This window comes from Micromonospora sp. M61 (assembly GCF_018070245.1).
Taxonomy (GTDB): Bacteria; Actinomycetota; Actinomycetes; order Mycobacteriales; family Micromonosporaceae; genus Micromonospora; species Micromonospora zamorensis.
The window spans coordinates 130343-156735 of sequence record NZ_JAGPYA010000010.1; the positions used below are offsets into that span (position 1 = coordinate 130343).

The 26393-nt window shown below is 70.6% G+C and carries 20 protein-coding genes; 14 read left to right on the plus strand and 6 right to left on the minus strand.

Going from position 1 to position 26393, the window contains the following annotated elements:
• Positions 1–31: 31 nt before the first annotated feature.
• The 4 genes from KBX34_RS08350 to KBX34_RS08365 form a co-directional block, all read right to left on the minus strand.
• Positions 32–2833, minus strand: coding sequence for a helicase-related protein (locus KBX34_RS08350; protein WP_210924243.1), 2802 nt, complete (start codon positions 2831–2833; stop codon positions 32–34).
• A 13-nt stretch (positions 2834–2846) separates the two neighbouring features.
• On the minus strand, positions 2847–3908 hold the full coding sequence (locus KBX34_RS08355) for a serine/threonine-protein kinase (protein ID WP_210924245.1): 1062 nt from the start codon (positions 3906–3908) through the stop codon (positions 2847–2849).
• A 194-nt stretch (positions 3909–4102) separates the two neighbouring features.
• The gene (locus KBX34_RS08360) at positions 4103–4513 is read right to left on the minus strand and encodes a hypothetical protein (protein WP_210924246.1); all 411 of its coding nucleotides are present in this window, start codon (positions 4511–4513) and stop codon (positions 4103–4105) included.
• A 267-nt stretch (positions 4514–4780) separates the two neighbouring features.
• Entirely contained in the window at positions 4781–6706 is a 1926-nt protein-coding gene (locus KBX34_RS08365) for an N-6 DNA methylase (RefSeq protein ID WP_247671592.1), read from the minus strand.
• Positions 6707–6790: 84 nt separating this feature from the next.
• On the opposite strand from KBX34_RS08365, the gene KBX34_RS08370 reads away from it, so the two are divergent.
• The 10 genes from KBX34_RS08370 (at position 6791) to KBX34_RS08415 (ending at position 16717) form a co-directional block, all read left to right on the plus strand.
• Positions 6791–7360 carry a DUF4352 domain-containing protein gene (locus KBX34_RS08370; RefSeq protein ID WP_210924248.1) on the plus strand — a complete coding sequence of 190 codons (570 nt, stop codon included), beginning with the start codon at positions 6791–6793 and terminating at the stop codon, positions 7358–7360.
• Between the two features lie 83 nt (positions 7361–7443).
• Positions 7444–8169 carry a hypothetical protein gene (locus KBX34_RS08375; protein ID WP_210924250.1) on the plus strand — a complete coding sequence of 242 codons (726 nt, stop codon included), beginning with the start codon at positions 7444–7446 and terminating at the stop codon, positions 8167–8169.
• A gap of 26 nt (positions 8170–8195) precedes the next feature.
• Entirely contained in the window at positions 8196–9014 is an 819-nt protein-coding gene (locus KBX34_RS34205) for a ribonuclease HI (protein WP_210924252.1), read from the plus strand.
• A 92-nt stretch (positions 9015–9106) separates the two neighbouring features.
• A complete protein-coding gene (locus KBX34_RS08385; RefSeq protein WP_210924254.1) occupies positions 9107–11557 on the plus strand; it encodes an AAA family ATPase in 2451 nt (816 codons plus the stop codon).
• Complete coding sequence (locus KBX34_RS08390) at positions 11554–11958, plus strand: hypothetical protein (RefSeq protein ID WP_210924256.1); 405 nt, start codon at positions 11554–11556, stop codon at positions 11956–11958. The genes KBX34_RS08385 and KBX34_RS08390 overlap by 4 nt, the downstream gene beginning before the upstream one ends.
• Before the next feature lie 36 nt (positions 11959–11994).
• Entirely contained in the window at positions 11995–12387 is a 393-nt protein-coding gene (locus KBX34_RS08395) for a DUF4190 domain-containing protein (RefSeq protein ID WP_210924262.1), read from the plus strand.
• Between the two features lie 167 nt (positions 12388–12554).
• Positions 12555–13286, plus strand: a complete 732-nt coding sequence (locus KBX34_RS08400) for a hypothetical protein (RefSeq protein WP_099854608.1) — start codon at positions 12555–12557, stop codon at positions 13284–13286.
• 214 nt (positions 13287–13500) lie between these two features.
• Positions 13501–13977, plus strand: coding sequence for a hypothetical protein (locus KBX34_RS08405; protein ID WP_088948745.1), 477 nt, complete (start codon positions 13501–13503; stop codon positions 13975–13977).
• Between the two features lie 40 nt (positions 13978–14017).
• Positions 14018–15820 (plus strand): glycoside hydrolase family 15 protein, encoded by a 1803-nt coding sequence (locus KBX34_RS08410; protein WP_210924264.1) that lies wholly within the window; start codon positions 14018–14020, stop codon positions 15818–15820.
• A 60-nt stretch (positions 15821–15880) separates the two neighbouring features.
• Entirely contained in the window at positions 15881–16717 is an 837-nt protein-coding gene (locus KBX34_RS08415) for an aldo/keto reductase (protein WP_210924267.1), read from the plus strand.
• A gap of 157 nt (positions 16718–16874) precedes the next feature.
• On the opposite strand, the gene KBX34_RS08420 is transcribed toward KBX34_RS08415, so the two are convergent.
• Positions 16875–17792 carry an AraC family transcriptional regulator gene (locus tag KBX34_RS08420; RefSeq protein WP_210924269.1) on the minus strand — a complete coding sequence of 306 codons (918 nt, stop codon included), beginning with the start codon at positions 17790–17792 and terminating at the stop codon, positions 16875–16877.
• A 103-nt stretch (positions 17793–17895) separates the two neighbouring features.
• On the opposite strand from KBX34_RS08420, the gene KBX34_RS08425 reads away from it, so the two are divergent.
• The 3 genes from KBX34_RS08425 (at position 17896) to KBX34_RS08435 (ending at position 20567) form a co-directional block, all read left to right on the plus strand.
• Positions 17896–18726 (plus strand): NAD(P)H-binding protein, encoded by an 831-nt coding sequence (locus tag KBX34_RS08425; RefSeq protein WP_210924271.1) that lies wholly within the window; start codon positions 17896–17898, stop codon positions 18724–18726.
• Between the two features lie 96 nt (positions 18727–18822).
• A complete protein-coding gene (locus KBX34_RS34210) occupies positions 18823–19863 on the plus strand; it encodes an SEC-C metal-binding domain-containing protein (protein ID WP_210924273.1) in 1041 nt (346 codons plus the stop codon).
• 203 nt (positions 19864–20066) lie between these two features.
• Positions 20067–20567, plus strand: a complete 501-nt coding sequence (locus tag KBX34_RS08435) for a DUF2231 domain-containing protein (protein ID WP_088948750.1) — start codon at positions 20067–20069, stop codon at positions 20565–20567.
• 88 nt (positions 20568–20655) lie between these two features.
• On the opposite strand, the gene KBX34_RS08440 is transcribed toward KBX34_RS08435, so the two are convergent.
• On the minus strand, positions 20656–24000 hold the full coding sequence (locus KBX34_RS08440) for a S8 family peptidase (RefSeq protein ID WP_210924275.1): 3345 nt from the start codon (positions 23998–24000) through the stop codon (positions 20656–20658).
• Between the two features lie 240 nt (positions 24001–24240).
• Between KBX34_RS08440 and KBX34_RS08445 the strand changes: the two genes are divergently transcribed.
• Positions 24241–26124, plus strand: a complete 1884-nt coding sequence (locus tag KBX34_RS08445) for a Xaa-Pro dipeptidyl-peptidase (RefSeq protein WP_210924276.1) — start codon at positions 24241–24243, stop codon at positions 26122–26124.
• Positions 26125–26393: the final 269 nt, after the last annotated feature.

Below are 26393 nucleotides of genomic sequence, written 5' to 3' on the forward strand. Positions count from 1 at the left end.
CTCAGCCTGATGATTCGCTCGCTACGCTCGCTCATGCGGCACTCTCCTGCGACGGTACGAGGACGGCGAGCACCCGCAGCAGCGGGTCGCCGGCGGTTTCCAGACGGTCGAGCAGGTCGTTCTGCTCCTGGACGGTGGTGTCGACGCGTTGGCGTCGCTTCTCCCTGTGCGCGCCGGGCAGCTCATCGAGGATGCTGGCCTGCTGGAAGGTCTTCAACTGCTGGCGGTGCCGCTGCAACGGCTCGGCGTTGGCCTCGGCCCACTCGGCGCGCTTGCCCTCCAGATACTGCCGGGCAACCTCGACGGCCTCCGGCAGCAGATCCTTGAGCGGGTCGATCGCGATGACCTCGGCGCGGTTGACCATCGCCGGACCGACGTTGGCCTCGCGCAGCACGTCGTCCATCGGTCGGATGGTCGGCGACGCGGGCAGGTCGGAGACGGCCATCCACTGGACGACCGTGGGTTGACCGAGGCGGTTGGCGTAGACGCCCTGGATCAGGAACGTCGGCGCGGTCACGTCGGCGGTGAGCACCGGGGCCTGTTGGCGGCCGAGCCGGATCAGCACCTTGTCGACCAGCCAGTCGACCATCGGGTGCACGTCGCTGAGGAAGGCGATGTCCGGCCACATCGGGGTCTTGCTCTGCCGGGCCTGGTCGAGCTTGCGCTGGGCGAGCGCGCGGTCGAAGGTGACCTTGAGTCGCAGGTCCTCGCCCTCACGGTGTGCCCGCAGGTAGGTGCGGGGCAGGTCGGTGAGCCGGTGCACCAGGTCGTCGGGGGCGAGGAAGGTCATCAGTTCGTCCTCGCGGCGCAGGTCGATGTGATCCTCCGGCCGGTCCTCGTAGATCTCGTACAGGGCGGCGTCGACGAAATCCTGCGTGGAGTCGAAGAGCTTCGGCACCTTTGCCTGGGGCACGTCCGCCGCCACGGGAGCGGTGCCGACCTCCCCGAAGAGGTCGGCCATCACGTCGACCTCGGCGTGGGCAGCCTCGTAGGACTCGTCCACCGACTTGCCGGCGAGCAGGTCCCGGACCAGCCGGTCCTCCTCGGCCTTGGCGTCGTACTGGCCCGTCACCGCCTCGACGCTGCCGAGGCTGCGGTGGGCGGTCTCCTCCCGGTTGAGGAGCTTCTCGGCGACCGTGCGGTCGTCCTTGGCGTCCTCGCGGTCGGAGGTGAGGATGAGCGCGCGGAACTGCGGCTGGTGCTTCTGCCCGTAGCGGTCGATACGGCCGTTGCGCTGCTCGATGCGGATCAGGCTCCACGGGATGTCGTAGTGGATCAAGTGGTGGCACTGCTGGTGCAGGTTGACGCCTTCAGAGGCGACGTCACCGGTGAAGAGCAACCGGACGTCACTGCCGGCCAGCTCGAACTCCTGCAGGATCGTCTGCTCGTCCTTGTCGGCCACACCGCCGTGCAGCACCCGGATCGCGTTCGGCTTGAGGCCGAGCATTCCGGGGACGACCTCGGCGAGCCACTTGATGGTCGGCACCCGCTCGGAGAAGACCACGGCCCGGGTGCTGCTGTTCTTGCCGACGCCGATCTTTCTCAGCTCGTCGACCAGGCCCTTGAGCTTGCTGGAGTCGGTGTCGGTCATCGCGGAGGTCAGCTCCGCGAGCCGGTCCAGGGCCGCCCGCTCGGTGCCGGTGGCCTTCTTGCGCCGGCTGGTCACCGTCTCGTGCAATGCCCGGTGCGAGGACAGAAACGACTTCAACAAGGTGTACGGGAAGAGCCGGTGCTGCCCGGTGATTGGCTCGTCGTTCCACTTGCCGGCCAACCACACATCGGTCAACTCGTCGAAGATCTGCTCCTCGATCGTGGTCGCCGTGCAGTGCAGGGCCTTGGACGGGCCGCGGTCGGCCCAGCGGTCGCCGATCTGGTCGCGTACCTCCGGGCTGATCTTCGTCCGGCGGAGGTAAAGGTGCGCGATGTCGCTGGCCTGGTAGTCCTTCTCGTTGGCGATCGCCGCCGGGTCGAGCAGCGAGATCAGCTGCGCGAAGGACTCCTTGTCGCCGTTGTGCGGGGTGGCGCTCGCCAGCAGCAACGCGTCGGTCTTCGCGGCCAGGCGGCGGGCCAGCTCGTTGCGCTGGGTGCCCTTGTTGATGAGGTTGTGCGACTCGTCGATGACGACGGCATCCCAGGTCGTGGCGTCGAGGTGATGGCCGAACTGGCCGGCGTCCTTGAGGGTGTCGACCGAGATGATGGCCCGTTTGAAGTAGGTGAACGGGTTACGCCCGGCGGGGATCTCCTGCTGAATGCGCTGGATGCCGGTCGAGTCGAGCCGGACCAGCGGGATCGCGAACCTGGTCCAGAGCTCCCGCTGGAACTGTTCGAGGACCTGCTGCGGCGAGACGACCAGGATCCGCTCACCTCGGCCCCGGCGGATCAGCTCGGCGAGGATCAGGCCGATCTCCAGGGTCTTACCCAGGCCGACGACGTCAGCGAGCAGGATCCGCGGCCGCAGGCCGGACAGGGCCAGTTCGACGGGTCGCTGCTGGTAGGTCAGCGGATCCAGCAGGAACCGGTCGGCGAGGGCCAGCCCGCGCTCGGTGCGGGGCAGTGGAGTACGCCGCAGCACGGCCTCCAGGAAGAGGCGGCTCTGCCGGAACCGCGACGAGGTGTCCTGGATGAGGTCCGTCTCCTCGGGCACCAGCGGCGTGATGTCCTCAAGCTTGGTGAAGAAGGTCGCCTCGACGTCCTGCACGAACTCGGATACGCCGACCGCCTTCACCATCGTGCCGTCCGCGGTGCCGGTCTTGACGCTGCGGATCAGCCACTCCTCGTCGCGGACGACGATGCGGGAGCCCGGGGCGAAGGTCGCGGCCTGGGTGGTGGTCATCGGTGGTGCCTTCCTACAGGGTCGAGCGGCGGGCGTACTGGCGGCGCATCTTGTCGACGAGCCACGTCACATCGGCTGGTGCGTTTGGCCGCTTGGCGTCGACCCTCGTGGGTGTCGTCACCGGCACCGGTACGGTGTCCGACTCGATGACCGGCGTGCTCTCCGGGTCCTGCAGCGGATCATCCAGGTCCGGAGGGACCAGCAGTTCCGTGCCACCGTCGTAGGTGAGTTCGGCGACTTCCTGGCGCAGGGCGTGGACACTCTTGCCGCTGGCGGCGGTGGCCACCGCGAGCAACCGGGCGCGAACGTCGGTCAGTCCGGGTCGCGCCGTAGGGTCGAAGGCGAGCATCGTGCCGAGCAACTGCACCAGCTCGGCCGGCACATCGGAGAGGTCGGGAAGGTCGCTGGGCTCGCTGATGCGCAGCAGCAGGTTCCAGGAGTTGGTCGGCGGGTAGAGCCCACGCCCGGTCAGGGCGAAGACCAGCGTCGCGGCGAGGGCGTAGACGTCGACCGCCGGAGTGAGGTCTCGCTCACCCTTGACCTGCTCGGGCGACATGTAGGCGGGAGTGCCGACCAGGGCGCCCGGCTCGGTCAGATAGTCGTCCCGCTCGATCAGCACCGCCAGGCCGAAATCGATCAGCTTGGGGCCGTCGGGGCCGAGGATGATGTTCTGCGGCTTGAGGTCGCGATGCAGCAGCTTGACCTGGTGCACCTTGGCGAGACCTTCGGCGAGCATCGCTCCGGCCATGGCGGCCAACGGCAACGGAAGCGGCCCTCGTGCGTCGACATGCTGTCGCAGTGTGGCGCCGGGGACGTACTCCACGGCGAGCCAGGCCGGATTCGCGTACGGGTCGGCGCCCTCAAGGCGGGCCACCCGGGACCCGAAGACCAGCTTGAGGCTGTCGACCTCGGCGGCGAACCGCTCGCGCACCGTCGGCGCCTCAATCAGGTGTTGCTTGATCACCTTTACGGCGACCCGCTCGGCGGTAGGCGACACCGCGAAGAACACGTCGCCCATACCACCCGAGCCGAGCGGCCGGACCAACTCGTAGCCGCCGATTCTGCCCAGCGTCATTCGTCCCCCTCACGATGACACCCGCCAAACTGCTCGTCTGCCCTCTCGGCTCGACGCATGGCGGACGCATGACCGTACAACGTTGAACTTTCGACGAGGAAGTGTCCGAATGGCGGTTCCTGTGAGACGTTGAATCCAAACTTCAGACGACTCGATGCGCCGCCGTCGGATATCTGACGACACCAGAAAGCTTGTCAGCTGTTCCAGAACATCAGGTCGCGGGCCTGCCGCGAACAAGCCGTCAGCTCCGGCACGCCCCGCGAAGGGACGACGTAGTCACGCTCGCGGATGAGTGCGAGGAAATCCGCCGGCAATGCGACGCGGTGACGCCGCACGTAGTAGGCGAGGTCCTTCCGCCAGAGCCAGTCGCCGTCGGTCATGACGGTCGAGCCGTTCATCACCTGCCGGGTCGAGTCGAAGGCGTCGTTGGCGACGTCCATCACGTCGATGAGGATGTGCCCCGAGTTCAAATAGCTGACCACCTGGGTGAGGTCGGGCAGTTCCTCGTCGGCGACGCTGTCGAAGATGCTCTCCTGCGGCTCGGCGGAGCGGACCGGTCCGAATTCGCGGAACATTCCCGCTGCCTTCAACTGGCCGCCGCTCATCACCGCCCACCATTCGGGTAGAGGGTCTTCCACACTCCGTCGCCCCGGATCATCGGGGTCTGCCCCACGGGGACCATACCGGTCGACACCGACCGCGTCCGTCGGTGCCGTCACCGGCACCCCGAGGGCGTCGGCGACCTGTTGCGCCGCTGGTGGCACGTCGGCTTCGACCGGGCCTCGTGGGCGCTGACGGTGCCGACCACCCTGCCAAGCCCCGAACGGTGACTCAGCACGCCGGACCGTGTGGTTGGCGGCCAGCACGGCCCCTCATCGGACGGCGTCGTCCGGCCGCACGACCCCCCGCGCCAACCCGTCAGCGGTGAGTTGCACCAGCTCCGCCCCCAAAACCGCAGTCTCCCGCACCGCCGCCTCAAACGCCTCAAGCCGCCGAAACGCTGCCCCGTAAGCCCGCTGCTCGTCCAGCGGCAACCGCCGCACCTGAGCCCGCCGGATGTCGAGCCGCATCGTCCCGGACAGGCTCGACGACTGCTTCTCGTTCGCCGACGTCCGCAGTTGACCGGCCAGGAACCACGGATCCAACGCCGCCGGATTGGGCCGCAACAGGTACAGGTTGCGCCCCAGCAGCGCCCCCTCGGCGGTGACCACCCGGGCAGTGAGTTGCCGCGCGATCATCGGCACCACCACGTCCCCGACAGCAAGCGGGATCTCCTGCCCGAACCGGTCGTCGACCCGTCCGGACGCCTCCACACCGGCGAGCACGTCCGGCACGGTGAGCACCGGCGGCCCGTCGGGCGCGGGTGCGGACGTGCCGGCGCGGACCGGGCCGATCAGTTGAAGGGCCCCGGTCTTCGCCAGCTCCCCCACCGTGAGGAAGAGGCCGTCCGCCCCGTCGGGAGCGGGTGTGAACTGCGGTAGCAGCTCCGGCAGCTCGCCGACGATGGCGGCCAGTCGTTCTCTGGTGCGTACCAGATGCTCTCCCGATGCCTCGCTCACGACGGCGGGTTGCCGGCGCGCGGGGGTGAGGTCGACTTCCTCGTCGAGCAGTTCGATGACCGGGACCGCGCGGGCGAACCCGGCCTCCTCGACGTCGCCGTCCGGGGCGGCGGCGAAGGCCCGCCACGCGTCCAGCACGCGCGGCGCGGTGTCGGCCAGGTCACCGCCGGCGGCGTCGATCAGCAGCGCCCGCGCCGGCGGCGGCGCGTCGGTCGCGGCGCGTCGCAGCACCCACAGGTGCAGGGGTACGCCGTGCGGCGCCGCCACGCCCGGCGGAAGCGCGATGACGGCGCGCAGGTGACCTCGGCGCAGCAACTCGCCGCGGATGCGTTTGCCGGCGCGGCGGCTGGCGACAGTGGGCGGCATCAGCAGGACGGCGTGCCCGCCGACCCGCAGGTGGGCGAGAGCGTGTTGGGCCCAGGCCAGCTCCGGTTCGGTACGGGGTGTGGTGCCGACGATCCAGCGGGGGTCGTGGCCGAGTTCCTCGTCGCCCCAGTTGGTGGCGCCGAACGGTGGGTGGCAGACGACGGCGTCGACGGTTCGGCCGGCAAAGGCGTCGGTGCGCAGCGAGTCCCCCGTGCTCACCTCGCCGGACACATCGTGCAGGGCCAGCCACAGGCTGGCGAGTTTGGCCAGGTCAGGGTCGAGTTCCTGCCCGTAGACGGAGGTGCTGCCGGCCCGGACGGCGGCCCGAAGGATGGCGCCGGAGCCGGCGGCCGGGTCGAGGACCGATCCGCCGCCGACGCTGGCGAGCCCGATCATCAGGTCGGCGAGGTCGTCGGGGGTGGCGAAGGGGCGGCCGGGGCCTGGTGCGGAGAACCGCTGCCACAGCTCGTCGAACGCGCCCTGCGCGCCCCGCTCGTCGACGAGGGCGTCGACGTCGGGCAGGAGTGGCGCGAGCTGTGCATCGGGGTGGCCGCTGCGGGAGCCGCGCTGTCGGGCCAGCAAGAAGGCGCCGACCGCGGCGAGACCGGCGGCCGGGGAGTCGCTGGCCGCGGCGAGGTGTCGCCAGAGCCGGTCGGCGGTGGCGAGCTCGGGGAGCTTGCCCTGGGTGCGTAGCCACTGCTCGACCTGGATCAGGTCGAACTCGGGGCTCGCCGTCGTCCCGCCCACCGGGGCGGGGAAGTCGGGATGCCGTTTACGCCAGTTGCTGACCGCAGCGCGACCGACGCCGGCGAGCCGGGCGATCTCCGCTGCCGTGATGGTCGGGTTCTCCTGCACGCCGAAAGTCTCGCACATCTGTCAAGCACGAGATTGTCCGTTGACAGTGTTGTCAGACGATGCTCTTATTGACCCCGCAACGCTCACCTCAGGAGGACAACGATGCGCAAGACCACGACTCTCGCTCTGATCGCCACCGGCCTCATCGCCCTGGGCTGCGGCTCCGGTGCCGCCGACAAGGCGAGCAGCTCCAGCGGCGACGAGGGCGGCGCCAAGGCGGGCACCTCCACCAGCGACAAGGGCGACGCCAAGGGCGAGGAGAAGCCGGCTGCGACGGCCAAGATCGGCCAGCCGGCCCGCGACGGCAAGTTCGAGTTCACGGTGAAGTCCGCCAAGTGCGGCGTCGCCAAGATCGGCAACGACATGCTTGGCCAGAAGGCGCAGGGCCAGTTCTGCCTGGTCACGGTCAACGTGAAGAACATCGGCAAGGAAGCGCAGATGTTCGACGGCAGCAGCCAGAAGGCGTACGCGGCCGACGGCACCGAATACTCCGCCGACTCCGGCGCGGCCATCTACGCCAACAAGAACGCCGAGACGTTCCTCAACGACATCAACCCCGGCAACCAGGTCAACGGCGTCGTGGTCTTCGACATCCCGAAGAACGTCAAGCTCACCAAGCTCGAGCTGCACGACTCGATGTTCTCCGGCGGCGTCGACGTCACCCTCGGCTGATCTCTCTCCCACCACACCGGGGCGGGCAACCACCGCCCGCCCCGGCTGTTCACAGCCCACCTGTTCACAGAAGGAGCCTCGCCATGACCGACCCGACCACCCCGAAGCCGCCCGACCCGCCCACCGAGCCGCCGCAGCCCTCGATGTCGCCTGTAGCCGGCCCGCCTCCCGAGGCCAACCCGGTCGCCGATGCCGGCACCGCCACCCCGGAGAAGCGGTCCAACGTGCGAGCCTGGGCGGTCGGTGGCATCGCACTCGCCGTCATTCTCTTCAGTGGCGGCGCTGTCATCGGCATGTTCAACGGTGACGAACCGAAGACGACCGCCGGTGCCACCAGCTCGCCTGCGACAAGTCCTACCAGCGCGACGCCGGTCGCCCCCACTACTGCGGCCCCGACCAGCGCGGCCCCCACCAGCGCCATCCCGAGCCCTACCAAGGTTGCCCCGCTGCCGAAGCCGAAGCCGCCGTCGTACAAGACGTTGACCGAACGGCAGTGGAAGCTGATTGCCAAGGACCCGGACGGCTACCTGGGGAAGACCTACGTCGTCTACGGGCGGGTCACCCAGTTCGATGCGGCCACGGGCACCGACAGCTTCCGTGCGGACGTCGCCCACCGTCGAATGGCCGAGGACTACGACTACGAGACCAACACCATCCTGAACGGGTCCGAGTCCGATCTCGAAAATCTCGTCGAGGACGACATCTTCCGCGCCAACGTGACGGTGCTCGGCTCCTTCAGCTACGACACCCAGATCGGCGGCGAGACCACTGTCGCGCTGCTCCAGGTCGACTCCTTCAAGGTCCTCTGAACTCCCCTGAGACGTGAGGAGGCGTCGTGCGCCCCGATGAGTTCCTCCGCGCCCTGACCCAACTTCCCCCGCCACTGCACGAGCGCGTCCTCATCCTTCGCCCCTACACCCGCGCCACACGTTGCGACGACTGCCAGGGCATCGGTGATGCCGTCCACCTCGCTCCCACCGCCGCCCACTATGACGAGCTGACGTCGGCCGGCGAACTGCTCGACGCCGCCGAGCGGCTCGCTGCCGAGCACACCGAGCATGTCCCGCCGTGCCCGGACCAGCAGCGCGGGCGCGGCAAGGTAGTCCGCTGGGCGCAGGCGTCCGGCCCGCTGGTGGCCGCAACCGACGCCAGTTGGAAGGGCCGCGCCGGTGGCATCGGCTACGTCGTCAGCGATGGCCGTTACGGTCTGCTCGGGCGGGGCACCGGCCGGCTCGACCCGACCGGTAGATCCCGGGTGCTCGTCGACGAACTGCGCGCGGTCGACTATCTGCTCACCGGGTATGACGAGGTGCCTGTGGGCATGGCCGTGCTGTTGGACAGCCTGACGGCCGTGCGGTATCTGCACCGCTGGCAGGGCGGCGAGACCGACGCGATGCCCGCCGGATACAACCTGCGGCAGCGCCGCTGGTCGGATCAACCGACCCTGGTCCGGCTCGCCGACCAGGTGGCCAACCGACCCGACCTGACCTTCGCGCACGTCAAGGGGCATAGCGGCCACGCCCTCAACGAGGCCGCCGACGGCCTGTCGCACATGGCCCGCCGCCGGCGGGAGGAGTCCTTCGACCTGCGTCCTCGGGCGCACGCCCTGGTCGACGCGTTCCTGCGCGACTGGCACGCGAACGCCACGGTCTGACCCGCGCAACCGCGGTAGCCCGCACATCCACCGCTCCCCCGGGCGGGCCGACGAGTCGTCGGTCCGCGGACACCACACGCCTGGAGACCACCATGACCCAGCCTCCGCAGTCCACCGCGCCCCTGATCGAGCTGATCTTCGACCGGCTCGCCGCCTCTGACGTACCGACCGAGACCGCCGAGCTGGTCCTCGCCGCGCTGACCAGCGAGGACGACCTGGCCGCCGCCCTCGCCGGCACCCCCACCCGACTCGACCCCCGCTCCCCCACCGGAGATGGTCCAGCGGAACGGATCTGGCTGAAGTCGGTGACCGTCGCCGGGTTCCGCGGCGTCGGCCCGGAGCGAACCCTCCAGGTCGACCCCGGCCCGGGCCTCACAGTGGTCGTGGGCCGCAACGGCTCCGGCAAGTCCAGCTTCGCCGAGGCCGTCGAGCTCGCCCTCACCGGTGACAGCGCCAGGTGGGCCGACAAGACGAGCGTCTGGCGTACGGGGTGGCGCAACCTGCACAGCCCGGACCCGTGCTGGGTCGACGTGGAGCTGCGCGTCGACGGGGTGGCCACGCCGACGCGGGTGAACCGTGCCTGGCCGGTGGGGGCCGAGCTGGCCGACGCCGAGGTGACCGTCACCAGCGCTCAGGGTCGACACACCGGCCTCTCGGAGTTGGGTCTGGCCCGCCCGCTGGAGCTCTACCGGCCCTTCCTCACCGCCGCTGAGCTGGGCAAGCTCGCCGCTGGCACGCAGAGCCAGCTCTTCGACGCGCTCTTCGCGATCCTCGGCCTGGACGCGCTCACCGACGCCGACCAGCGTCTGCTCCGCGCCGCCCGACCGCACGACACCACCATCAAGGAGGTACGCGCACAGCGCACCGCCCTGGTCGACGCGCTTGCGGGGATCGCCGACGACCGGGCCCGGCGGACCGCCGCGCTGCTGGGCGGCCGGGGTGCGGTTGACCTCGCCGCGGTGATGGCGATCCTCGACGAGCCGGACGAGGCGACGGCCGACCGGGAGGTGCTGCTCTGCCGGGAGCTCGCCGCTCTCGACATGCCGCCGGTCGACGAGGTGAACCGGCTGGCCGGTCAGCTGCGGGAGGCGGCGGCCGAGGCCGTGCGGTATGACGGTGGCCGGTCGCGGGCCGCGCTGCGCAGCGCCGAGTTGCTCCGTCTCGCCCTCGAACACCACGACGACGAGGGCGACGGGTCGTGCCCGGTGTGCGCCGCCGGCACCCTCGACGGTGGGTGGCGTGCGGCCGCCGCGCAGTCGCTCACCGAGCTGCGGCAGCGCAGCGTCGCCGCTCAGACGGCGACGACCCGGTTGACGGCTCTGCTGCGGCAGACGCACCACCTGATCGACGACCTCGCGGTGCCCGAGGGTCCGGGGTCGGAGGTGTCGGTCGGGGCGCTGCGCGATGCCGTGGCCGCGCTGCGACGCGTACCCGGGAAGCCTGCCGACCTGGCCGACCACCTGGCCGCGCGGTACCCGGCGGTGGTGACGGCGGCGGACGCGGCCCGCGCGTACGCCGAGGGGTTCCTGCGGCAGCGCGACACCGGTTGGCGGGCGGCGGCGGCCGACGTGCGCGAGTGGGTGGCCGCCGTCGACGGCCTGCCGGCGCGGGAGGCGGCCCTGACCCGGTTGAAGGCCGCGCGCGCGTGGCTGAAGGACACCGGTACGGGGATCCGCAACGAGCGGGTCGAGCCGTTCGCCGGGCACTCCCAGCGGATCTGGGCGCAGCTGCGGCAGGAGAGCAACGTCGAGTTGGGCGCGATGACGCTGGAAGGCGCGAACACCCGACGGAGGGTGGTCTTCCCGGTCAGCGTGGACGGCGCCGACAACGGCACGGCGCTGGGCGTGATGAGTCAGGGTGAGATGCAGGCCCTCGGACTGGCCACCTTCCTGCCGCGCAGCTGCGCGCCGGAGAGCCCGTTCCGGTTCATCGTGGTCGACGATCCGGTGCAGAGCATGGACCCGTCGAAGGTGGACGGGCTCGCGCGGGTGCTCGCCGACCTGGCCGAGCAGCGGCAGGTGGTGGTCTTCACCCACGACACGCGCCTGCCGGACGCGGTGCGCCGGCTCGACCTGGGCAAGGCGCGGATCATCGAGGTGACCCGGGCGGAAAAGTCGGTGGTGACACTGCGGCCCGGCTCCGACCCGGTGACCCGCTACCTGGACGACGCCCACGCGTTGGCGCGCAACGAGGAGATCACCGCCGAGGTACGCGGTCCGGTGGTCGCGGAGCTGTGCCGCTCGGCGCTGGAGGCGGCCTGCCACCGGGCGGTCTGGCGGACCCGGGTGGCGCGGGGCGTACCGCACGCCGACATCGAGAGCGCGATCGAGGACGCGTCCCGGCGGGTCGCCACCACCGTCGCGTTGGCGGCGTTCGATGACGCCGACAAGGGCGGCGACGTGCTCGGCTGGCTCGGCCGCCGGCACGGACGACGAGCGGTGAACGCCTACCAGGCGTGTCGGGAGGGCGTGCACGGGGCGTACCTGGCGGACCTGCCGGGACTGGTCGCGGACGCCCGCTTCCTCGCGGCGGCGTTGTCGTGACCGCGCCGACGCCCCAGCGCTGCCTGGCGGCGGCCGACCAGTTGCTGCGCGGCACCGGTCTGCTCGGTGCCGCCGCGGTCACCGCGGGCTGGTGGCCGCGGGCCTGCGCCTGCCTGATCCGGCTCGCCCTCGAAGGCGGCATCGACGGCTACTGGCGGCGGGTCAAGCCGACCGTGGCCGCGTGCCGGCAGGGTCGCGCGAAGCAGTTGATGCTGCGTGGCCGGCTCGGCCCGGGTGCCGAAACCGCCCGTCGGGTGGCGTTCGCCTGGGCGACGTTGTCCGCCGCCACGCACCACCACTGCTACGAGCTGGCCCCCACGGCGGCGGAGCTGCGGCGGCTGCACACCGAGGTGAGCACGCTGCTCGAACGACTGGAGCCCACGACGCGCGCCACGGACTGACCTCCGACAGACGACACGACCAAGAGGGATGCCACCTTGTCCTACCAGCCCGGATACGACCCGACCCGACCGCAGCCGCCGATCTCGGCCGTGCCCGCCGGCCCCTACCCTCCGACCCACTACCCGCCGCTGCTGCCCCAGATGGTCGTACTGGCCGCGCCGTCGTCCGACCTCGCCACCGCGTCGATGGTCCTCGGCATTCTCGGTTTCCTCGGCGGCTGGTGCCTGTTCGGACTGCCGTGCGTCCTCGCGGTCGTCCTCGGCCACATCGGCCTGCACGAGACCCGGGACGGCAGGAAGTCCGGGCGGGGCATGGCTGTGACGGGTCTGATCCTCGGGTACGTCTTCGTCGGCCCGATGATCGCGCTCACGGTCCTGATCTTCTTTGGCGGTGTCATCGGCGCCGCCGCCCCGATGGCGAACCCGTGAGTACGGAAGCCACCGCCAGCCGAGGCGACGTCCCAACCCGCGCGTGTGATCTGTTCAGTCATTCGCGTGTGGACACTACGCGCGATGAGGTACCGCTCCGGATGAGCCGGCGTGACCACGATGACACCTACTGTGATGCTCCCGTTATCGATCATGAAGGTTGTGAGATGGCGCCTGAGGCTGAGGAACCCCAGAACGAAGATCCCACACGCGACGACCACGACGCCCTCGATGGACCGGTTCCGGAAGCGGCCGTACGTGGGCAGCGGGTCCTCGACGTCCTGGACAAGGCAATCACCATCCAGAGCCCACTGGTGCGAAAGAACATCGCCCGGGCCCGCCAACGAAACCCAGAGGCGACACCAGCGGAGGTGATCCGCAATCTGGAGCGGATGTACGTCAGCGCCCTGGCCGGGACGGGCGCTGCGGTTGGAGGAGCTGCAGCTGCGCCGGGCGTCGGCACGGGCGTCGCACTGGCGCTGTCGGCCGGCGAAGTCCTCTCGTCTCTTCAGCTGAGCGCCCTCTTCGCGCTCTCGGTCGCCGAAGTCCACGGAGTCCGCATGGACGAGGTCGAGCGCCGCCGAACGATCGTCATGGGGATCATGCTTGGCGGATCCGGATCCGCCACCATCACCAAGGTCGCCGAGCGCACCGGGCAACACTGGGGACGTCAGGTTGTCGCCAAGGTGCCCATCGAAACGCTGCGTCAGATCAACAAGGTCCTGGGGAAGCACTTCATCACGAAGTACGGGACCAAGCAGGGAATCATCGTTCTCGGTCGAGCGGCGCCGTTCGGCATCGGCGCTGTGATTGGTGGTGGCGCCAACGCTGCCCTCGCCAGTTTGGCTGTGCGGGCCAGTCGTCGCGCATTTGGCCCACCTCCGCCGTCCTGGCCATGACTGACGCGGCTGAGTTGCCCGTCCAACTGCCAACAAGTCAAGGGACGTCTGGGCGAGCAGGTCAGTGTGACGGGTCCGGTGGCTTATGGTGAGAAATCGGGCGGTCCTCGAAGCCGGACGAGGCGGGTGTCCGGTCCGGGCCGCGGGTTTCACGCTGTTCGACCGGAGGGTGGACCGATGACGGAGAACGCCCGCGACGTCGACGACTGCTGAGATGGACTGGGCCGGATGGGCGTTGTTCGGGTTGGTCGCCACCGCGGCGCTCACCGCGGCGATGATCACCGCTCAACTGGCCGGTCTCACTCGGCTCGACCTTCCCCTGGTGCTCGGGGCCTTCGTCACCGGGGATCCCGACCGGGCCCGGGTCGTCGGGTTCTTCCTCCACCTCTGCGCCGGGCAGGGTTTTGCCCTCGGCTACGCGGCCACGTTCGCGCTGTTGCACCGCGCGACCTGGTGGATCGGGGCGCTGTTGGGGATTGTGCACGTCGGGATCGCGCTGACGGTGATTCTGCCGCTGCTTCCTGGTGTCCACCCGCGCATGGCCTCGCAACGGGCGGGGCCGGCCAGCACGGCGGTGTTGGAGCCGCCCGGGCTGTTCGCCCTCAACTACGGCATCCAGACCCCACTGGTCACGGTTGTCGTCCACGTCGTCTACGGGGTCTGCCTCGGGCTGCTCCTGCAAGCCAGGTGATCCGCAACCCGCTAGCGCGGCTCGTCGAGGAGCGATCTCCATGACTGGCGGGCCACCGATCAGCGACTACGGTCTGTTGGGCGACACGCGCACCGCCGCCCTGGTCGCGAGTGACGGCGGGATGGACTGGCTCTGCGTACCACGCTTCGACGGCGATCCCCTGTTCGGTCGGCTGGTCGGCGGCCCGGACGCCGGAACGTTCCGGGTCGGCCCGGCGCGGCCGGCCACGGTCGTCGAACGACGGTACCGGCAGCACACCGCCACGCTGGAGACCACCTGGGCGGTGGGCAACGGCCGGCTCCGCCTCACGGAGGCGATGGTGGCCGAGGTCAGCGGTCGCCTGCTGCCCACGTCGCTGATCGTGCGACGGCTGTCGGCCGAGCGGGCGGCGGTCGAGGCGGTGGTGGAGTTCGACCCCCGCCTTGGCGCACGGCACCGCCGGCCCCGGGCCCAGCACCGGCGCCAAGGGCTCGTGTGTGAGTGGGGGGCGCTTGCGGTCGCGCTGGACAGCACGCCCACGTTCAGAATTGAACCGGGTCGGCCAACCTCGATCACGGTCCGGCCAGGTCATCCGGTCACCCTCGTACTGGCCGTGGCCCACCGCGAACCGCTGATCCACGTCGACCCGACAGTGGCCTGGGAGCTGCTCATCGAGGACGAAGCTCGGTGGCGGGCCTGGACCGCGGAGATCGACGAGCGGTTGCCGTTCCGGGAACACGTCGTACGAAGCATGCTCACCTTGCGGCTGCTGACCTACTCGCCCTCGGGAGCGCCGGTGGCCGCACCCACCACGTCACTGCCCGAGGATCCCGGCGGGGGTCGAAACTGGGACTACCGCTATGTCTGGCCCCGTGACGCCAGCATCGGCGTCAGCGCCTTCCTCAGCGTCGGCAAGACCGACGAGGCTCGGGGTTTCCTCGCGTGGCTGTTGCACGCCAGCCGACTGCAACGGCCACGCCTGCCGGCGCTGCTGACCCTGCACGGCAGGCACGTGCCAGCGGAACGAGAACTGTCCGGTTGGCCCGGCTACCTCGACAGCCTTCCGGTGCGGATCGGCAACGGTGCCGCCGCTCAGCACCAGCTCGACGGCTACGGCTGGGTGATCGACGCCGCCTGGGCGTTCGCTCAGGCCGGACATCTCCTCTACGCCGAGACGTGGCGGGCGGTGCGCGGTTTCGCCGACGTGGTCGCCGACTGTTGGCAGGAGCCCGATGCCGGCATCTGGGAGGTACGGGAGCCCGCCCAACACGTCCATTCGAAGCTCATGGGCTGGCTCGCCCTGGACCGCGCCCTGGCCATCGCCGCCACGCACCACCTGCCGGACCGTCAACGTCGACGCTGGCAGGAAGCCCGGGATGCCATCGCCGCCGAGGTCCGGACGGGCGGCTTCGACCCGACGGCGGGCAGCTACGTCCGCAGCTACGGCTCGCAGGACCTCGACGCGGCCCTGCTCGTCCTGCCGCTGCTGGGGATGGACCGGGCCGATTCGCCCCGGGTGCGGGGCACCATCGACGCCATCCGGGACCGGCTGTCCGCCGGCGGTCCACTGCTCTACCGCTACCCGCCCGGACGTGACGGCCTTCCCGGCACCGAGGGCGCGTTCCTGCCCTGCTCGTTCTGGCTCGTCCAGGGTCTTGCCCGCACCGGGCGTCGCGGCGAGGCTGTCGAGCTGTTCCAGGCCATGGTCGACCACGCCAGCCCACTCGGCCTCTACGCCGAAGAGGTGGAGCCCGCGACGGGTGCCCACCTCGGCAACTACCCCCAGACGCTGACCCACGCCGCGCTCGTCCAAGCCGCACTCGCCATCCGGGACGCCCCCACTGGTGATCCCGGATCTGCCTGAGGCACCGTGCTGGCTGCAGACACGGCCTGCGGGACAGCTCGCACGAGTAGGGTTCCGATCATGACGATTCCCCACTTGACGGCAGCCGACGGCACCACTCTGCCGGCGATCGGGCTCGGCACGTACCAACTGAACGGCTCGGCTGGTGTCGACGCGATCGGGCAGGCGATCCGGGCGGGTTACCGGTTGATCGACTCCGCGGTGAACTACGAGAACGAGGGCGCGGTCGGCCGGGCGGCTCGTGCGGCGGGTGACGTGCGCGACGAGCTGGTCGTCACCTCGAAGCTGCCGGGGCGGCACCACCGCCACGACGAGGCGCTGACCACCATCGAGGAGAGCGTGTTCCGCACCGGCCTCGACCGGATCGACCTGTATCTGATCCACTGGCCGAACCCCAGTGTCGACCTGTACGTGCAGGCGTGGCAGGCGCTGATCGAGGCGCGCGAGCGCGGCCTGGTCCGGCACATCGGCCTCTCCAACTTCCTGCCCGAGCACATCGACCGGCTGGTGGCCGAGACCGGGGTCGCCCCGGTGGTCAACCAGATCGAGGTGCATCCGTACTTCCCGCAGCAGGAGGCGCTCGACTATCACCGGGAGCACGGCATCCTCGTGCAGGGCTGGAGCCCGCTCGGCCACGGCAACGACCTGCTGCAGCACCCCGCCATCGTGGAGATCGCGACCGCCCACGGCGTCAGCCCGGCGCAGACCATCCTCGCCTGGCACGTGGCCCGCCAAGTGATCCCGCTGCCCAAGGCCGCCTCCCCGCAGCGGCAGGCCGAGAACCTGGACATCTTCGGCATCAAGCTCACCGACGGTGAGGTCGAGGCCATCACCGCGCTGGGCCGCCCGGACGGGCGGCTCGCGGACCAGGACCCCGCGGTGTACGAGGAGTTCTGATCGCCCTCGACCATGCGCGACCAGCACCACGGAGCGTGAGGTCTGAGGGACCGGACGCGGTGATGAGCGTGATGACTGTGAGGCATCAATATGCCTGTGAGTCATCACGCTCATCAGCACATCGGCCGGCAAATCCACGGCGCGCGAACGTCGCCGGTCAGGCCGCCCTTTCGCCGTCGCGGGCGAGCCGTCGGTGCCCGCTCGGGCTCATCCCGTGGACCCGTTTGAAGGCCGCGCTGAAGCCGAAGGCGTCCGCGTACCCGAGTTGGTGTGCCACGGCGGCGACGGTCGCCGTCGATTCGGCCAGCATGTCCGCAGCCAGGGTCATTCGCCAGTCGGTCAGGTAGGTCAGCGGCGGTTCACCCACCAACGCGGTGAACCGTTTGGCCAGTGTGGACCGTGAGACTCCGGCCTGCCCGGCCAGGCTGGCCAGGGTCCACGACCTGCCCGGGTCGTCGTGCATGGCCCGCAGCACCGGGCCGACGGTGTCGTCGCTCAGCGCGCGGTACCAGCCGGGAGCCTCGGCGTCGGGCTGGTCGAACCAGTCCCGCACCGTGCACACCAACAACCAGTCCAGGAGGCGGTCCAGCACGATCTGCCGGCCGGGCCGGCCCGCGTCGAGTTGTGCGTCCAGGTAGTCGCGCAGCGAGGCACAGTCGTGGTCGTCCGGCACGACGACCACCGGCGGCAGCGCACCCAGCAGCCGCTGGGGCACCCGACCCCGGACGTGGTACACGCCGACCAGCAGCACCAGGCGCTCGGTGTGATCCGCGTCCACCGTCCCGGTCCGGCCGCGCCGCACGTCCCGAAGCTCGCCGGGGTCGAAGCTCGACCGCGGCTCGGCGGAGAACGTGAACGGCGTCGGCCCGCGTACGGCGGCGACCTCACCGACCCGCACCAGGCGGGGCTTGTCGCTCTCCGGGTGCGAGATCCAGCCCTCACCCCGCATGGGGACGCAGAGCGTCAGCGGTGCGCCGTCGGTGAACCGCAGTGCCCACGGCGGCGTCAGCTCCGACCGGCCGAAGGCCGCACCGTCGGCGTGTACGCCCCGCAACAGGGTGTCGAACGGGTCCATGGCCCCGACGATAGAGCCCCGGCGACAGGGCGCGGACGATCGGACATGCGCGGCGTACGACAGCGCATGTCCTGCCGGCGGCCGGGCGAGTTGACTCGTGACCATGACGACGGACGCACCTTCGATACTCGTGATGGCCGGGACCGGCAAGACCGGTCGCCGGCTGGTACGGACGCTGCGAGCCACGGGCCGGCACGTCCGGGCGGCCTCCCGCTCCGGTGAGGTGCGGTTCGACTGGTCGCGGCCGGCCACCTGGCAGCCGGCGCTGGCGGGAGCTTCGGCGGTCTATCTGCTGGCTCCGGAGGACCCCGCGCTGGCAGCCGACTTCGTGACGCAGGCCGTCGACTCAGGTGTCGGCCGGTTCGTGGCGCTGTCCGGGCGCGGGATCGACCAGATCGGTGACTTCTCCCCCGGCATGGTCGCCGCCGAGGAGGCGGTGCGGAAGTCCGGCGTTCAGTGGACGATTCTCCGGTCGAACAACTTCAGTCAGAACTTCAGCGAGGACCTGTGGCGCCAACCACTGCTCGACGGTCGGCTGGCCCTGCCGATGGGCGCCACCCCGGAGCCGTTCGTGGATGCGCAGGACATCGCCGACGTGGCCGCGACGCTGTTGACGTCGCCCGGTCACCACGAACAGGTGTACGACCTGTCCGGTCCTCGCGCGCTCACCTTCGCGACGGCGGTGGCGACGATCGCCGAGGCGACCGGTCGCCCGATCCGCTACGTGCAGCTCACACCGGAGCAGTACCGGGCCGAACTTCTCGCCGAGGGCCTTCCGCCGGAGGTGGTCACGGCGATGGACGTCCTGTTCGCCGGGATGCGTGCCGGTCATCTCGCCGAGCCGGCCGACGGGGTGCGGCGGGTCCTCGGGCGTGACCCGCTCGACTTCGACACCTACGTCGCCCGGGCGGCGGCAGCCGGCGCGTGGTCATGACTGCGGGCGGCGCTGATCGGAGCTGCGGGCGGTGTGAGAGCGGCGTAACAGGTGATCTGCCCGCATACCATCAGCACCCCGACGTACCGTGAGATCGTGCCGACGAGAGACGTACTCACCAAGGCTGACCTCGCTGAACTTCGCCGCTCAGCGCTCGGGACGGCCAACCCGCTCGGTGTCGCCGCCGACCTCGCCGAGGCGGCCGAGCAGGGCCGGCTGGAGGATCCGGACGACGCCGGGGACGCCCTGACCCTGGCCGCCGAGATCGCCGAGATCCGGGCGAGACCCGATGCCGCCCTGCGGTACGCGGAGCAGGCTCTGGCGGCGTACCCGTCCGGGGATGATCCTCGGGCCGGCTTCGCTCGGGCGCTGCGGGCCCGGGCGCTGTTCCGGGCCGGCGGTCGGGACGACGAGACGGTGGCGGAGCTGACCGCGCTGCGCCCGTTGCTGCTCACGCAGCCCGACGCTCCCGCCTACGTGAGTGCGGCGCTGGACGCGGGTGGTCGTTCGGCGATCGCCGAGACGTGGCTGAGCGAGGCGGTCGACAGCCTGCTCAGCGAGCGCGCGACCGCGGCGTCCGGGCCGGCCAGCACCGCGATCGACCCGGTGGTGGATCTTGGCCCGCCGGAAGCGCCCGGTGTCGTCTTCTTCCTGCTGCAACAGCGGCACCGGGTACGCCGGAATCTCAACCTGCCGCACGACCGGCAGGACGACCTGGCGGACCGGTTGGAGACCCAGCTCGTGCGCCGGGTCGGGGAGCGCAGGGACGCCGAGTCGGACCTGCTCTTCTGGCCTCGGGCCGAGTTCGACCGGCTGCTCGCGGAGCACGCCGCGCTGAGTGAGGTGTACGGGCCGGACTGGGACGCGCACCGGGGCCGGCTGGAGAAGGAGCTGGTCCGGCTGAGGGGTGCCGGTCAGGCCGGGTTGGGCGTGTTCCGCGCCACAGTGGACGGGTTGAACGCGTTCGCCGGTCGACGTGACGGCGACCCGGCCGACGCGGCGGTCCGGGCGGGGTACGCGGCCGAGGTGCAGGCGCGACCCAGCGCGCGGATCGCCTGGCCGCCGGAGCGCAACGACGCCTGCTGGTGCGGCTCGGGTCTCAAGTACAAGAAGGACTGTCTGCCGCGCTCCCGGTAGCCGAGGGGGGCGGAGCGGCGCTGCTGATGGCGGCGCTGGTCGGCGTCGGTCTCTGGCAGTATGCCGACCGCCCGGACGACGCGACTCACGACAGTGCCGTGGTCGACGCCGTCGGCAATCTTGGGGGCTGACACGTCCCTTGGGTACCGTTAGCGTCCTTTCCTGGACGATCGACGTCCGGCCCGTGTCAGGAGGAAACGGCGATGTTCGAGGAGTTCATGGGCATCCCCGCCCACCCGCTGGTGCTGCACGCCGCTGTGGTGTTCGTGCCGCTGCTGGCCCTGCTGACGGTCGGCTACGCGCTCGTTCCGCCGATCCGGCCGCACACCCGTTGGGTGCTGGGGCTGCTCGCCGTGGGTGCGCCGCTCGCCGCCCTGCTGGCGAAGCTGTCCGGTGATGCCTTCTTCGAGCGCATGCGCGCCGCCAACCGGGTCACCCCGGAGTTCGCTCCGACGATCGAGGCGCACCAGGAGTTCGGCGACATCACGCTGTGGGCGACCATCGGGCTGGCGATAGTGGCGCTGGCCCTGGTCCGGTTCGTGCCGCCGAGGGGCGGCGAGGCGACCACCACCGACGGCGGGCGGTCCAGTCGGTTGCTGACTCCGGCGTTGCAGGTGTTGTCGCTGCTGGCCGCCGCCGTCACCGTGTACTACGTGATCCGTACCGGCGACTCTGGCGCGAAGGCGGTCTGGGAGGGTCAGTGAGCTGTCCCGCCGCGGGTGCCGGATCGACGCGGAGCTGCAAGCGGTGGAGCGGCCCGGCCGGAGCCGGGCCGCACCAGTGCGCGGACCGTCAGCCGGCGTTGTACGCCCGGATGATGGTCTGGTCGATGCCGCTGCCGCCGTTGGCGGCGGCCTTCACCCGCAGCGAGACGGGCTGTCCGGTGGTGGCCGTCGGCAGCACGACCCGGTAGGTGTCGCCGGTGCCGGTGACCCGGGCCGACGTCCAGGTGGCACCGTCGTCCGTCGAGGTCCAGACCTGGAACGACGTCACCTTCTGCGCCTTGATTCCCCGCATCTGCCGGACGGCCAGCTCGGCCGTCCCGCCGGTGGCGTGGTTGAGGGTGTCCATCGGCAGCGCGTAGTCCACCGCCAGCAGGGGCAGCGGCACACTGCCGGTGCCGTCCGGTCCGGCCGACCGGAACGTCCACGACGTGTTGACCCTGGTCGAGATCGGCAGGATCAGGCTCGTGTCGACGTCGAGGGTCAGCCGGTAGTCGGCCATCTGCTGCGCAACGGTGACGTCGGCGAGCGGGCGGTCCCGCTCGTCGATCAGCTTGCCGTTGCGGTACACCGACAGCTTGCGGTTCACCCCGATCGAGCCGCCCTGGAGGCAGTCGGCCCGCTGGTGCTGGTCCGTCAGCGACACCAGGTCGATGTGCAGGTTGCCCCGGGTACGCGACGGCGCGGTGGCGCAGCTGGACTCGGCCCCGGCCGGGTCGTCGTACCAGCCGGAGTGCAGCGGCTGCCGCGCCCAGACCTTGCTCTGCCGACTGCCCGGCTGGTAGCTGCGCGGCGCCTCCTGCGCCGACAGGCCACCGTAGACACCCTCGTCGGCCCACAGGTAGCCGGGTGAGAGGTAGTCGGTGCGGTACGGGGGCAGGTTGCCCTCGTGGGTCTGCGTCACCGGCACCCCGTCGGGCGTGAAGCCGCTGCGGATCAGCTGGGTGACCATCCCCTCCGAGTCCATCTGGTGGAAGCGCTCCTCGATCCGGGCGAGCTTCGCCTGTTCGGCTCTGCTCACTCGGAAGGCGGGGTCGGCCGGTACTTCGCCCGCGTACTCGTGCACCAGGTTGTAGCGGTACGGCCTGGCGGTGCCGGCCGGCGAGTCGAGGTTGACGGCCGCCCAGGTGCGCCGGGACCCGACGCCGGGTTTCGGCAGCGCGGTGGTGCGGACCGTCGTCTGGGCCCCGTACCCGCTGACCTGGTGCCACCAGGACAGCCCGTTCGGGGCGGTCTGGACGTTGGTGAGGTCGGTGCGGGTGGGCGTGGTGGGCACCCCGTCGACAGTCGCCGTCACCGGCCTGGCCCGCGCCGGGTCGAGCGTCACGCTTCGGGCACCGCGCACGTCCAGGTCGGGCTCGGCGGCGAGTGTCGTCTCCAGCACGTCACTGTCGACGTAGTAGGCGACGGATGAGCCGAGGATCGCGTACCGGCCGGCCGGCACCCGCAGCGTGAAGGTGTCGCCGGGCGTACCGCCCGCACCGCTGTAGTAGACCACCGGGTCGGTGAGGTTGGTGACCAGCAGGTTGATCCAACTCTCCGCGCCCTCCTTGAGGCCGGGCAGTGGCTTCGTCCGGATCGTCAGGTCATAGCTGGGCTGCTCGACGTAGAAGCTCACCGGCGTGGTCGAGACCAGCTTGCGCCCGGCGGTGCGGGCGGTGACGGTGGCCAGGTAGAAGCCCGGCCGGGCGGCCAGCGCCGCGCGGTTGATCCGCACTGTCGCGCCGGCGGTCGCGCCGCGCTTGAGCGTCACCCGACTCGCCGACAGCGACGCCGCGCCCCGCGGCACCGACTGGCCGTCGTGGTTGACGACCGACACGTCGAGGTCCAGCACGGTCGTCGACTCACCGGTCCAGCTCAGCTTCGCCTCACTGGTCCCGGACTGCGGGTACGCGAAGGTGCCGAGGTTGACCACCGGCTGGTCGCTGGTCGGGCCGCCGAGGGCCCGGGCCGCGTTGAGCCGGCCAGCACCGACGGCGTAGGCGTCGACGCCGCTCAGCGGGTCGGCGGCACCGACGAGTGCGGCCTTGAGCTGCGCGCCGGTCCAGTCCGGGTGCCGCTGGGCGAGCAGCGCGGCGGCGCCCGCCACGTGTGGGCTGGCCATCGAGGTGCCGCTGATGGCCTCGTAGTACCTGTCGATCGGGTCCTGGAGGTTGGTGCCGGCGGCCCGTGCGGCGACGATGTCGACGCCGGGTGCGACCAACTCCGGCTTGGCCACGTTGCTGGTGACCAGCGGCCCACGGCTGGAGAAGTCGGCGAGCTTGTCGTTCCGGTCGACCGCGCCGACGGTCAGCGCGCTGGCGGCCGACCCCGGCGAGGAGATGGCCCCACCGCTGTTGCCGGCGGCGATGACGAAGAGCGCGCCGGTGGACCTGCTCAGTCCGTCGACGGCCAGCGAGAGCGGGTCGTTGCCGTCGTCCGGGTCGCTGCCGCCGAGGCTCATGTTGATGACGTCGGCCCGGTTGGCGGCCCACTCCATGCCGGCGATGATCCCGGAGTCCGCACCGGAACCGTGGTCGTCGAGGACCTTGCCGATCACCAGCTTGGCGTCGGGCGCCACGCCGCGACGCTGACCGCGGGCGGCCGCGCCGGTGCCGGCGATGGTCGAGGCGACGTGCGTACCGTGGCCGTTGTGGTCGACGGCGTCACCGCCCTCGGCGGTGAAGTCGGCCCGGTCGGCGACCCGGCCGACCAGGTCCGGGTGGGTGAAGTCGGCACCGGTGTCCAGCACCGCGACAGTGGTCCCCCGGCCGGTCCAGCCAGCCTTCCAGGCGTCGGGCGCGGCGATCTGGCCGAGGTTGCGGTCCAGGCCGGCGTGCTGTCCACCGCCGGTCAGGGCGGTGGCGCGGACCTTGCGGTCCAGCCAGACCTTCTTCGCGCCGGCGAGCAGCGAGTCGGTCGCCAGCTTCGCGGTGGCCGGGCTCTTCTTGGGTACGTGGCCGGCGACCGCGCCGATGCTGGGCAGCGACAGCACGTCACCGAGTGCGGCCACCCGGGCGGAAGCGGTGGCGGGCTGCACGATGACCGGCAGGTCCGTGGTGTTCTCGTCGTCGTACCCGTCGGCGATCAGCGCGGTGACGTCGAACAGGTCGGGGTCGAGGACCGGACCGATCTGGGACGCGACGCGGGCGGGTACGACGTGCAGGTGACCGTCGGGGCCGCAGGTCTGCTGGATGACCGCGTTCTCGTCGGCCGGCCGCACCGTGGCCTTGGGGCATCCCGATCCGGTGCTCCGTACGGTCACCACGTCCCCGGTCAGCAGGGTGACGGTGTGCGTCTTCCCGTCGACCGAGGTCCTGGATGTGCCGGTCGTGCCGATACCGCCTGGGCCGGCCGTGGCAGGGCCGCCCGGTAGGGCGGTCAGCGTCGTGGCCGTGACGGCGATGGCCAACAGCCACCGCGTTTTCCTGAGCATGGTGCTCCTCGTCTAATGTGGACGAAGCCGTCTCTTCGGGCGACTTCCGGCAAGATCATATGCACGAGACTGTGATCTTCGGAGGCCCCGGAACGAGGAGTTTTCCGGCTCGCGCGAAGGATGCATCCCCGTCCGAGGGGATCGACGGGACGCCAGCGCCGTCCTAGCATGGCGACGAATGGATCTTCGAGATCGGCCCCTGCCGACCCCGGCAACCAGCCCAACCGAAGGGAGACGCGCATGCGTCGACCCCGTCATCTGGCACTTCTGAGCATCGGTGTGTCCGGCGCTCTGGTGTTCAGCGCAGCCCCCACAGCAGCGGCTGCCCCGCCCACCGCGACCACGCCCACCGGCATCGTGGTCAGCGACGGCATGACCCAACCGGTGTTCTCGCTCGCCGACGCTATCGAAGAGCGGGTGTTCGTCCAGACCCCGGTCGACACCGACCACGACGGTCGACCCGACCGGGTGGCGATCGACATCTCCCGACCCCGGGAGACCGCCACGCAGGGCTTCAAGGTGCCGGTCATCTTCGAGCACAGCCCGTACCGCAAGGGCACCTGGGGTGACGTCCCGTACCCGAGCGTGCTGGTCGACGAGCTGCCGCAGAACGGTCTGACCGACCGTTCCGGACGGCGGGCGCTCGACGTGGGCACCCAGCGCGCCCAGGCGAAGGCCAACCTGCCCGGCTCGCTGGACGACTACTACGTGCCCCGCGGGTACGCGGTGGTGCTCGGTCAGAGCGTCGGCACCGGCGACTCGGACGGCTGCCCCACCAGCGGCGACCAGGCCGAGACGCTCGGCACCAAGGCGGTCATCGACTGGCTCAACGGCCGGGCAAAGGGGTACGACGCGAACGGCGCCCCGGTCTCCGCCGGCTGGACCACCGGCGCGGTCGGCATGACCGGTGTCTCCTACAACGGGACGCTGCCCAACCAGGTGGCCACCACGGGTGTCAAGGGACTCAAGACCATCGTGCCGGTCTCCGCGATCAGCAGCTGGTACGACTATTACCGGGCCAACGGTCTGGTCGTCGCCCCCGGGACGTTCCAGGGCGAGGACCTCGACATCCTGGCCCAGTACACCGCCGGGCAGGCACGGGCCGAGGGGCAGTGCGCCGACGAGCTGGCCGCCATCACCGAGGAGCAGGACCGGGTCACCGGCGACTACTCCGAATTCTGGCAGGACCGGGACTACCTCGACGCCCGCAACGTCAAGGCGAGCGTCTTCGTCGTTCACGGCCTCAACGACTGGAACGTGAAGACCGAGCACTTCGCCGGCTGGTGGGACCAGCTCGCGAAGCGCGACGTACCGCGCAAGATCTGGCTGCACCAGGGCGGCCACGGCGGCCCGGGCAGCAGCGCGTCGGTGACCCTGCCGAGCGGCCAGACGTGGACGTACAAGCAGACCGAGAACCGCTGGTTCGACTTCTGGCTGTGGAACGTGCGCAACGGCATCATGGACGAGCCGACCGCGGTGCTCCAGCGCGAGGACCGGGCCTACACCACGTACGCCAACTGGCCCGACCCGGCCGCGCGTGAGGTCGGCTTGCGGTTCGCAGCCACCGACGCCACCGCCCCGGGCACGCTCACCACGGGCAAGCCGCCGAAGGCCAAGGTCGAGCAGAGCTTCGTCGACGAGGGGCGGACCATCCACCCGGACACCCTGGTGTCCAACCCGGACATGGCGAGCGCGAACCGACTCGCGTACCGCTCCCCCGAGCTGACGCAGAGCGTGCGCATCTCCGGCCGTCCGGAGATGCGGCTGCGGATGGCGATCGACAACAAGCCGGACGCGAACCTCACCGCGTACCTGGTCGACTATGGCCCGGCCGGGTCGACCGCCGCGCCGACAGTGGTGACGCGAGGTTGGATGGACCCGCAGAACCGCAAGAGCGCCGCACGCACCCAGCCGGTCAAGCAGGGCAAGCTGTACGACTACCGGTGGACCATGGAGCCGAAGGACTACGTCTTCCCGGCGGGCCACCGGATCGGCGTGGTCGTCTTCTCCAGCGACCAGGAGTACACCCTGCTGCCGTTGGGCGGCACCCAGCTGCGGGTCGCACCGAACGACAGCGAACTGCGGCTGCCGGTGGTCGGCGGGCGGAGCGTCCTCGGGTTCTGATCTGGCCCTCGTGCGACAGGTGGGGCAGTCCGACGCGTTCGGGCTGCCCCACCCGCGTGTCCGGCGGTGTCCGGTATCCCCACCCCGGTCAAGATCCGCGCAACATCAGGGAACTTGCTGCCTCGGCGTGGTCTGAGGCAGCCCCGTGCTCAGCCGGTGGAAGCAATCTGGCTGGTCAGCAGCTCGGCGAAGACTTCTTTGGGTTTCTTGTAGCCGAGGATACGGCGGGGTCGGTTGTTGAGTCGGTCGGCGATGGCGTTGAGGTGGTC

Excerpts from the sequence above, each read along its gene's own strand:
- KBX34_RS08350 (WP_210924243.1), bottom strand. The coding sequence starts at position 2,833 with ATGACCACCACCCAGGCCGCGACCTTCGCCCCGGGCTCCCGCATCGTC.
- KBX34_RS08355 (WP_210924245.1), bottom strand. The coding sequence starts at position 3,908 with ATGACGCTGGGCAGAATCGGCGGCTACGAGTTGGTCCGGCCGCTCGGC.
- KBX34_RS08360 (WP_210924246.1), bottom strand. The coding sequence starts at position 4,513 with ATGAGCGGCGGCCAGTTGAAGGCAGCGGGAATGTTCCGCGAATTCGGA.
- KBX34_RS08365 (WP_247671592.1), bottom strand. The coding sequence starts at position 6,706 with ATGTGCGAGACTTTCGGCGTGCAGGAGAACCCGACCATCACGGCAGCG.
- KBX34_RS08370 (WP_210924248.1), top strand. The coding sequence starts at position 6,791 with ATGCGCAAGACCACGACTCTCGCTCTGATCGCCACCGGCCTCATCGCC.
- KBX34_RS08375 (WP_210924250.1), top strand. The coding sequence starts at position 7,444 with ATGACCGACCCGACCACCCCGAAGCCGCCCGACCCGCCCACCGAGCCG.
- KBX34_RS08385 (WP_210924254.1), top strand. The coding sequence starts at position 9,107 with ATGACCCAGCCTCCGCAGTCCACCGCGCCCCTGATCGAGCTGATCTTC.
- KBX34_RS08400 (WP_099854608.1), top strand. The coding sequence starts at position 12,555 with ATGGCGCCTGAGGCTGAGGAACCCCAGAACGAAGATCCCACACGCGAC.
- KBX34_RS08405 (WP_088948745.1), top strand. The coding sequence starts at position 13,501 with ATGGACTGGGCCGGATGGGCGTTGTTCGGGTTGGTCGCCACCGCGGCG.
- KBX34_RS08410 (WP_210924264.1), top strand. The coding sequence starts at position 14,018 with ATGACTGGCGGGCCACCGATCAGCGACTACGGTCTGTTGGGCGACACG.
- KBX34_RS08415 (WP_210924267.1), top strand. The coding sequence starts at position 15,881 with ATGACGATTCCCCACTTGACGGCAGCCGACGGCACCACTCTGCCGGCG.
- KBX34_RS08420 (WP_210924269.1), bottom strand. The coding sequence starts at position 17,792 with ATGGACCCGTTCGACACCCTGTTGCGGGGCGTACACGCCGACGGTGCG.
- KBX34_RS08425 (WP_210924271.1), top strand. The coding sequence starts at position 17,896 with ATGACGACGGACGCACCTTCGATACTCGTGATGGCCGGGACCGGCAAG.
- KBX34_RS08435 (WP_088948750.1), top strand. The coding sequence starts at position 20,067 with ATGTTCGAGGAGTTCATGGGCATCCCCGCCCACCCGCTGGTGCTGCAC.
- KBX34_RS08440 (WP_210924275.1), bottom strand. The coding sequence starts at position 24,000 with ATGCTCAGGAAAACGCGGTGGCTGTTGGCCATCGCCGTCACGGCCACG.
- KBX34_RS08445 (WP_210924276.1), top strand. The coding sequence starts at position 24,241 with ATGCGTCGACCCCGTCATCTGGCACTTCTGAGCATCGGTGTGTCCGGC.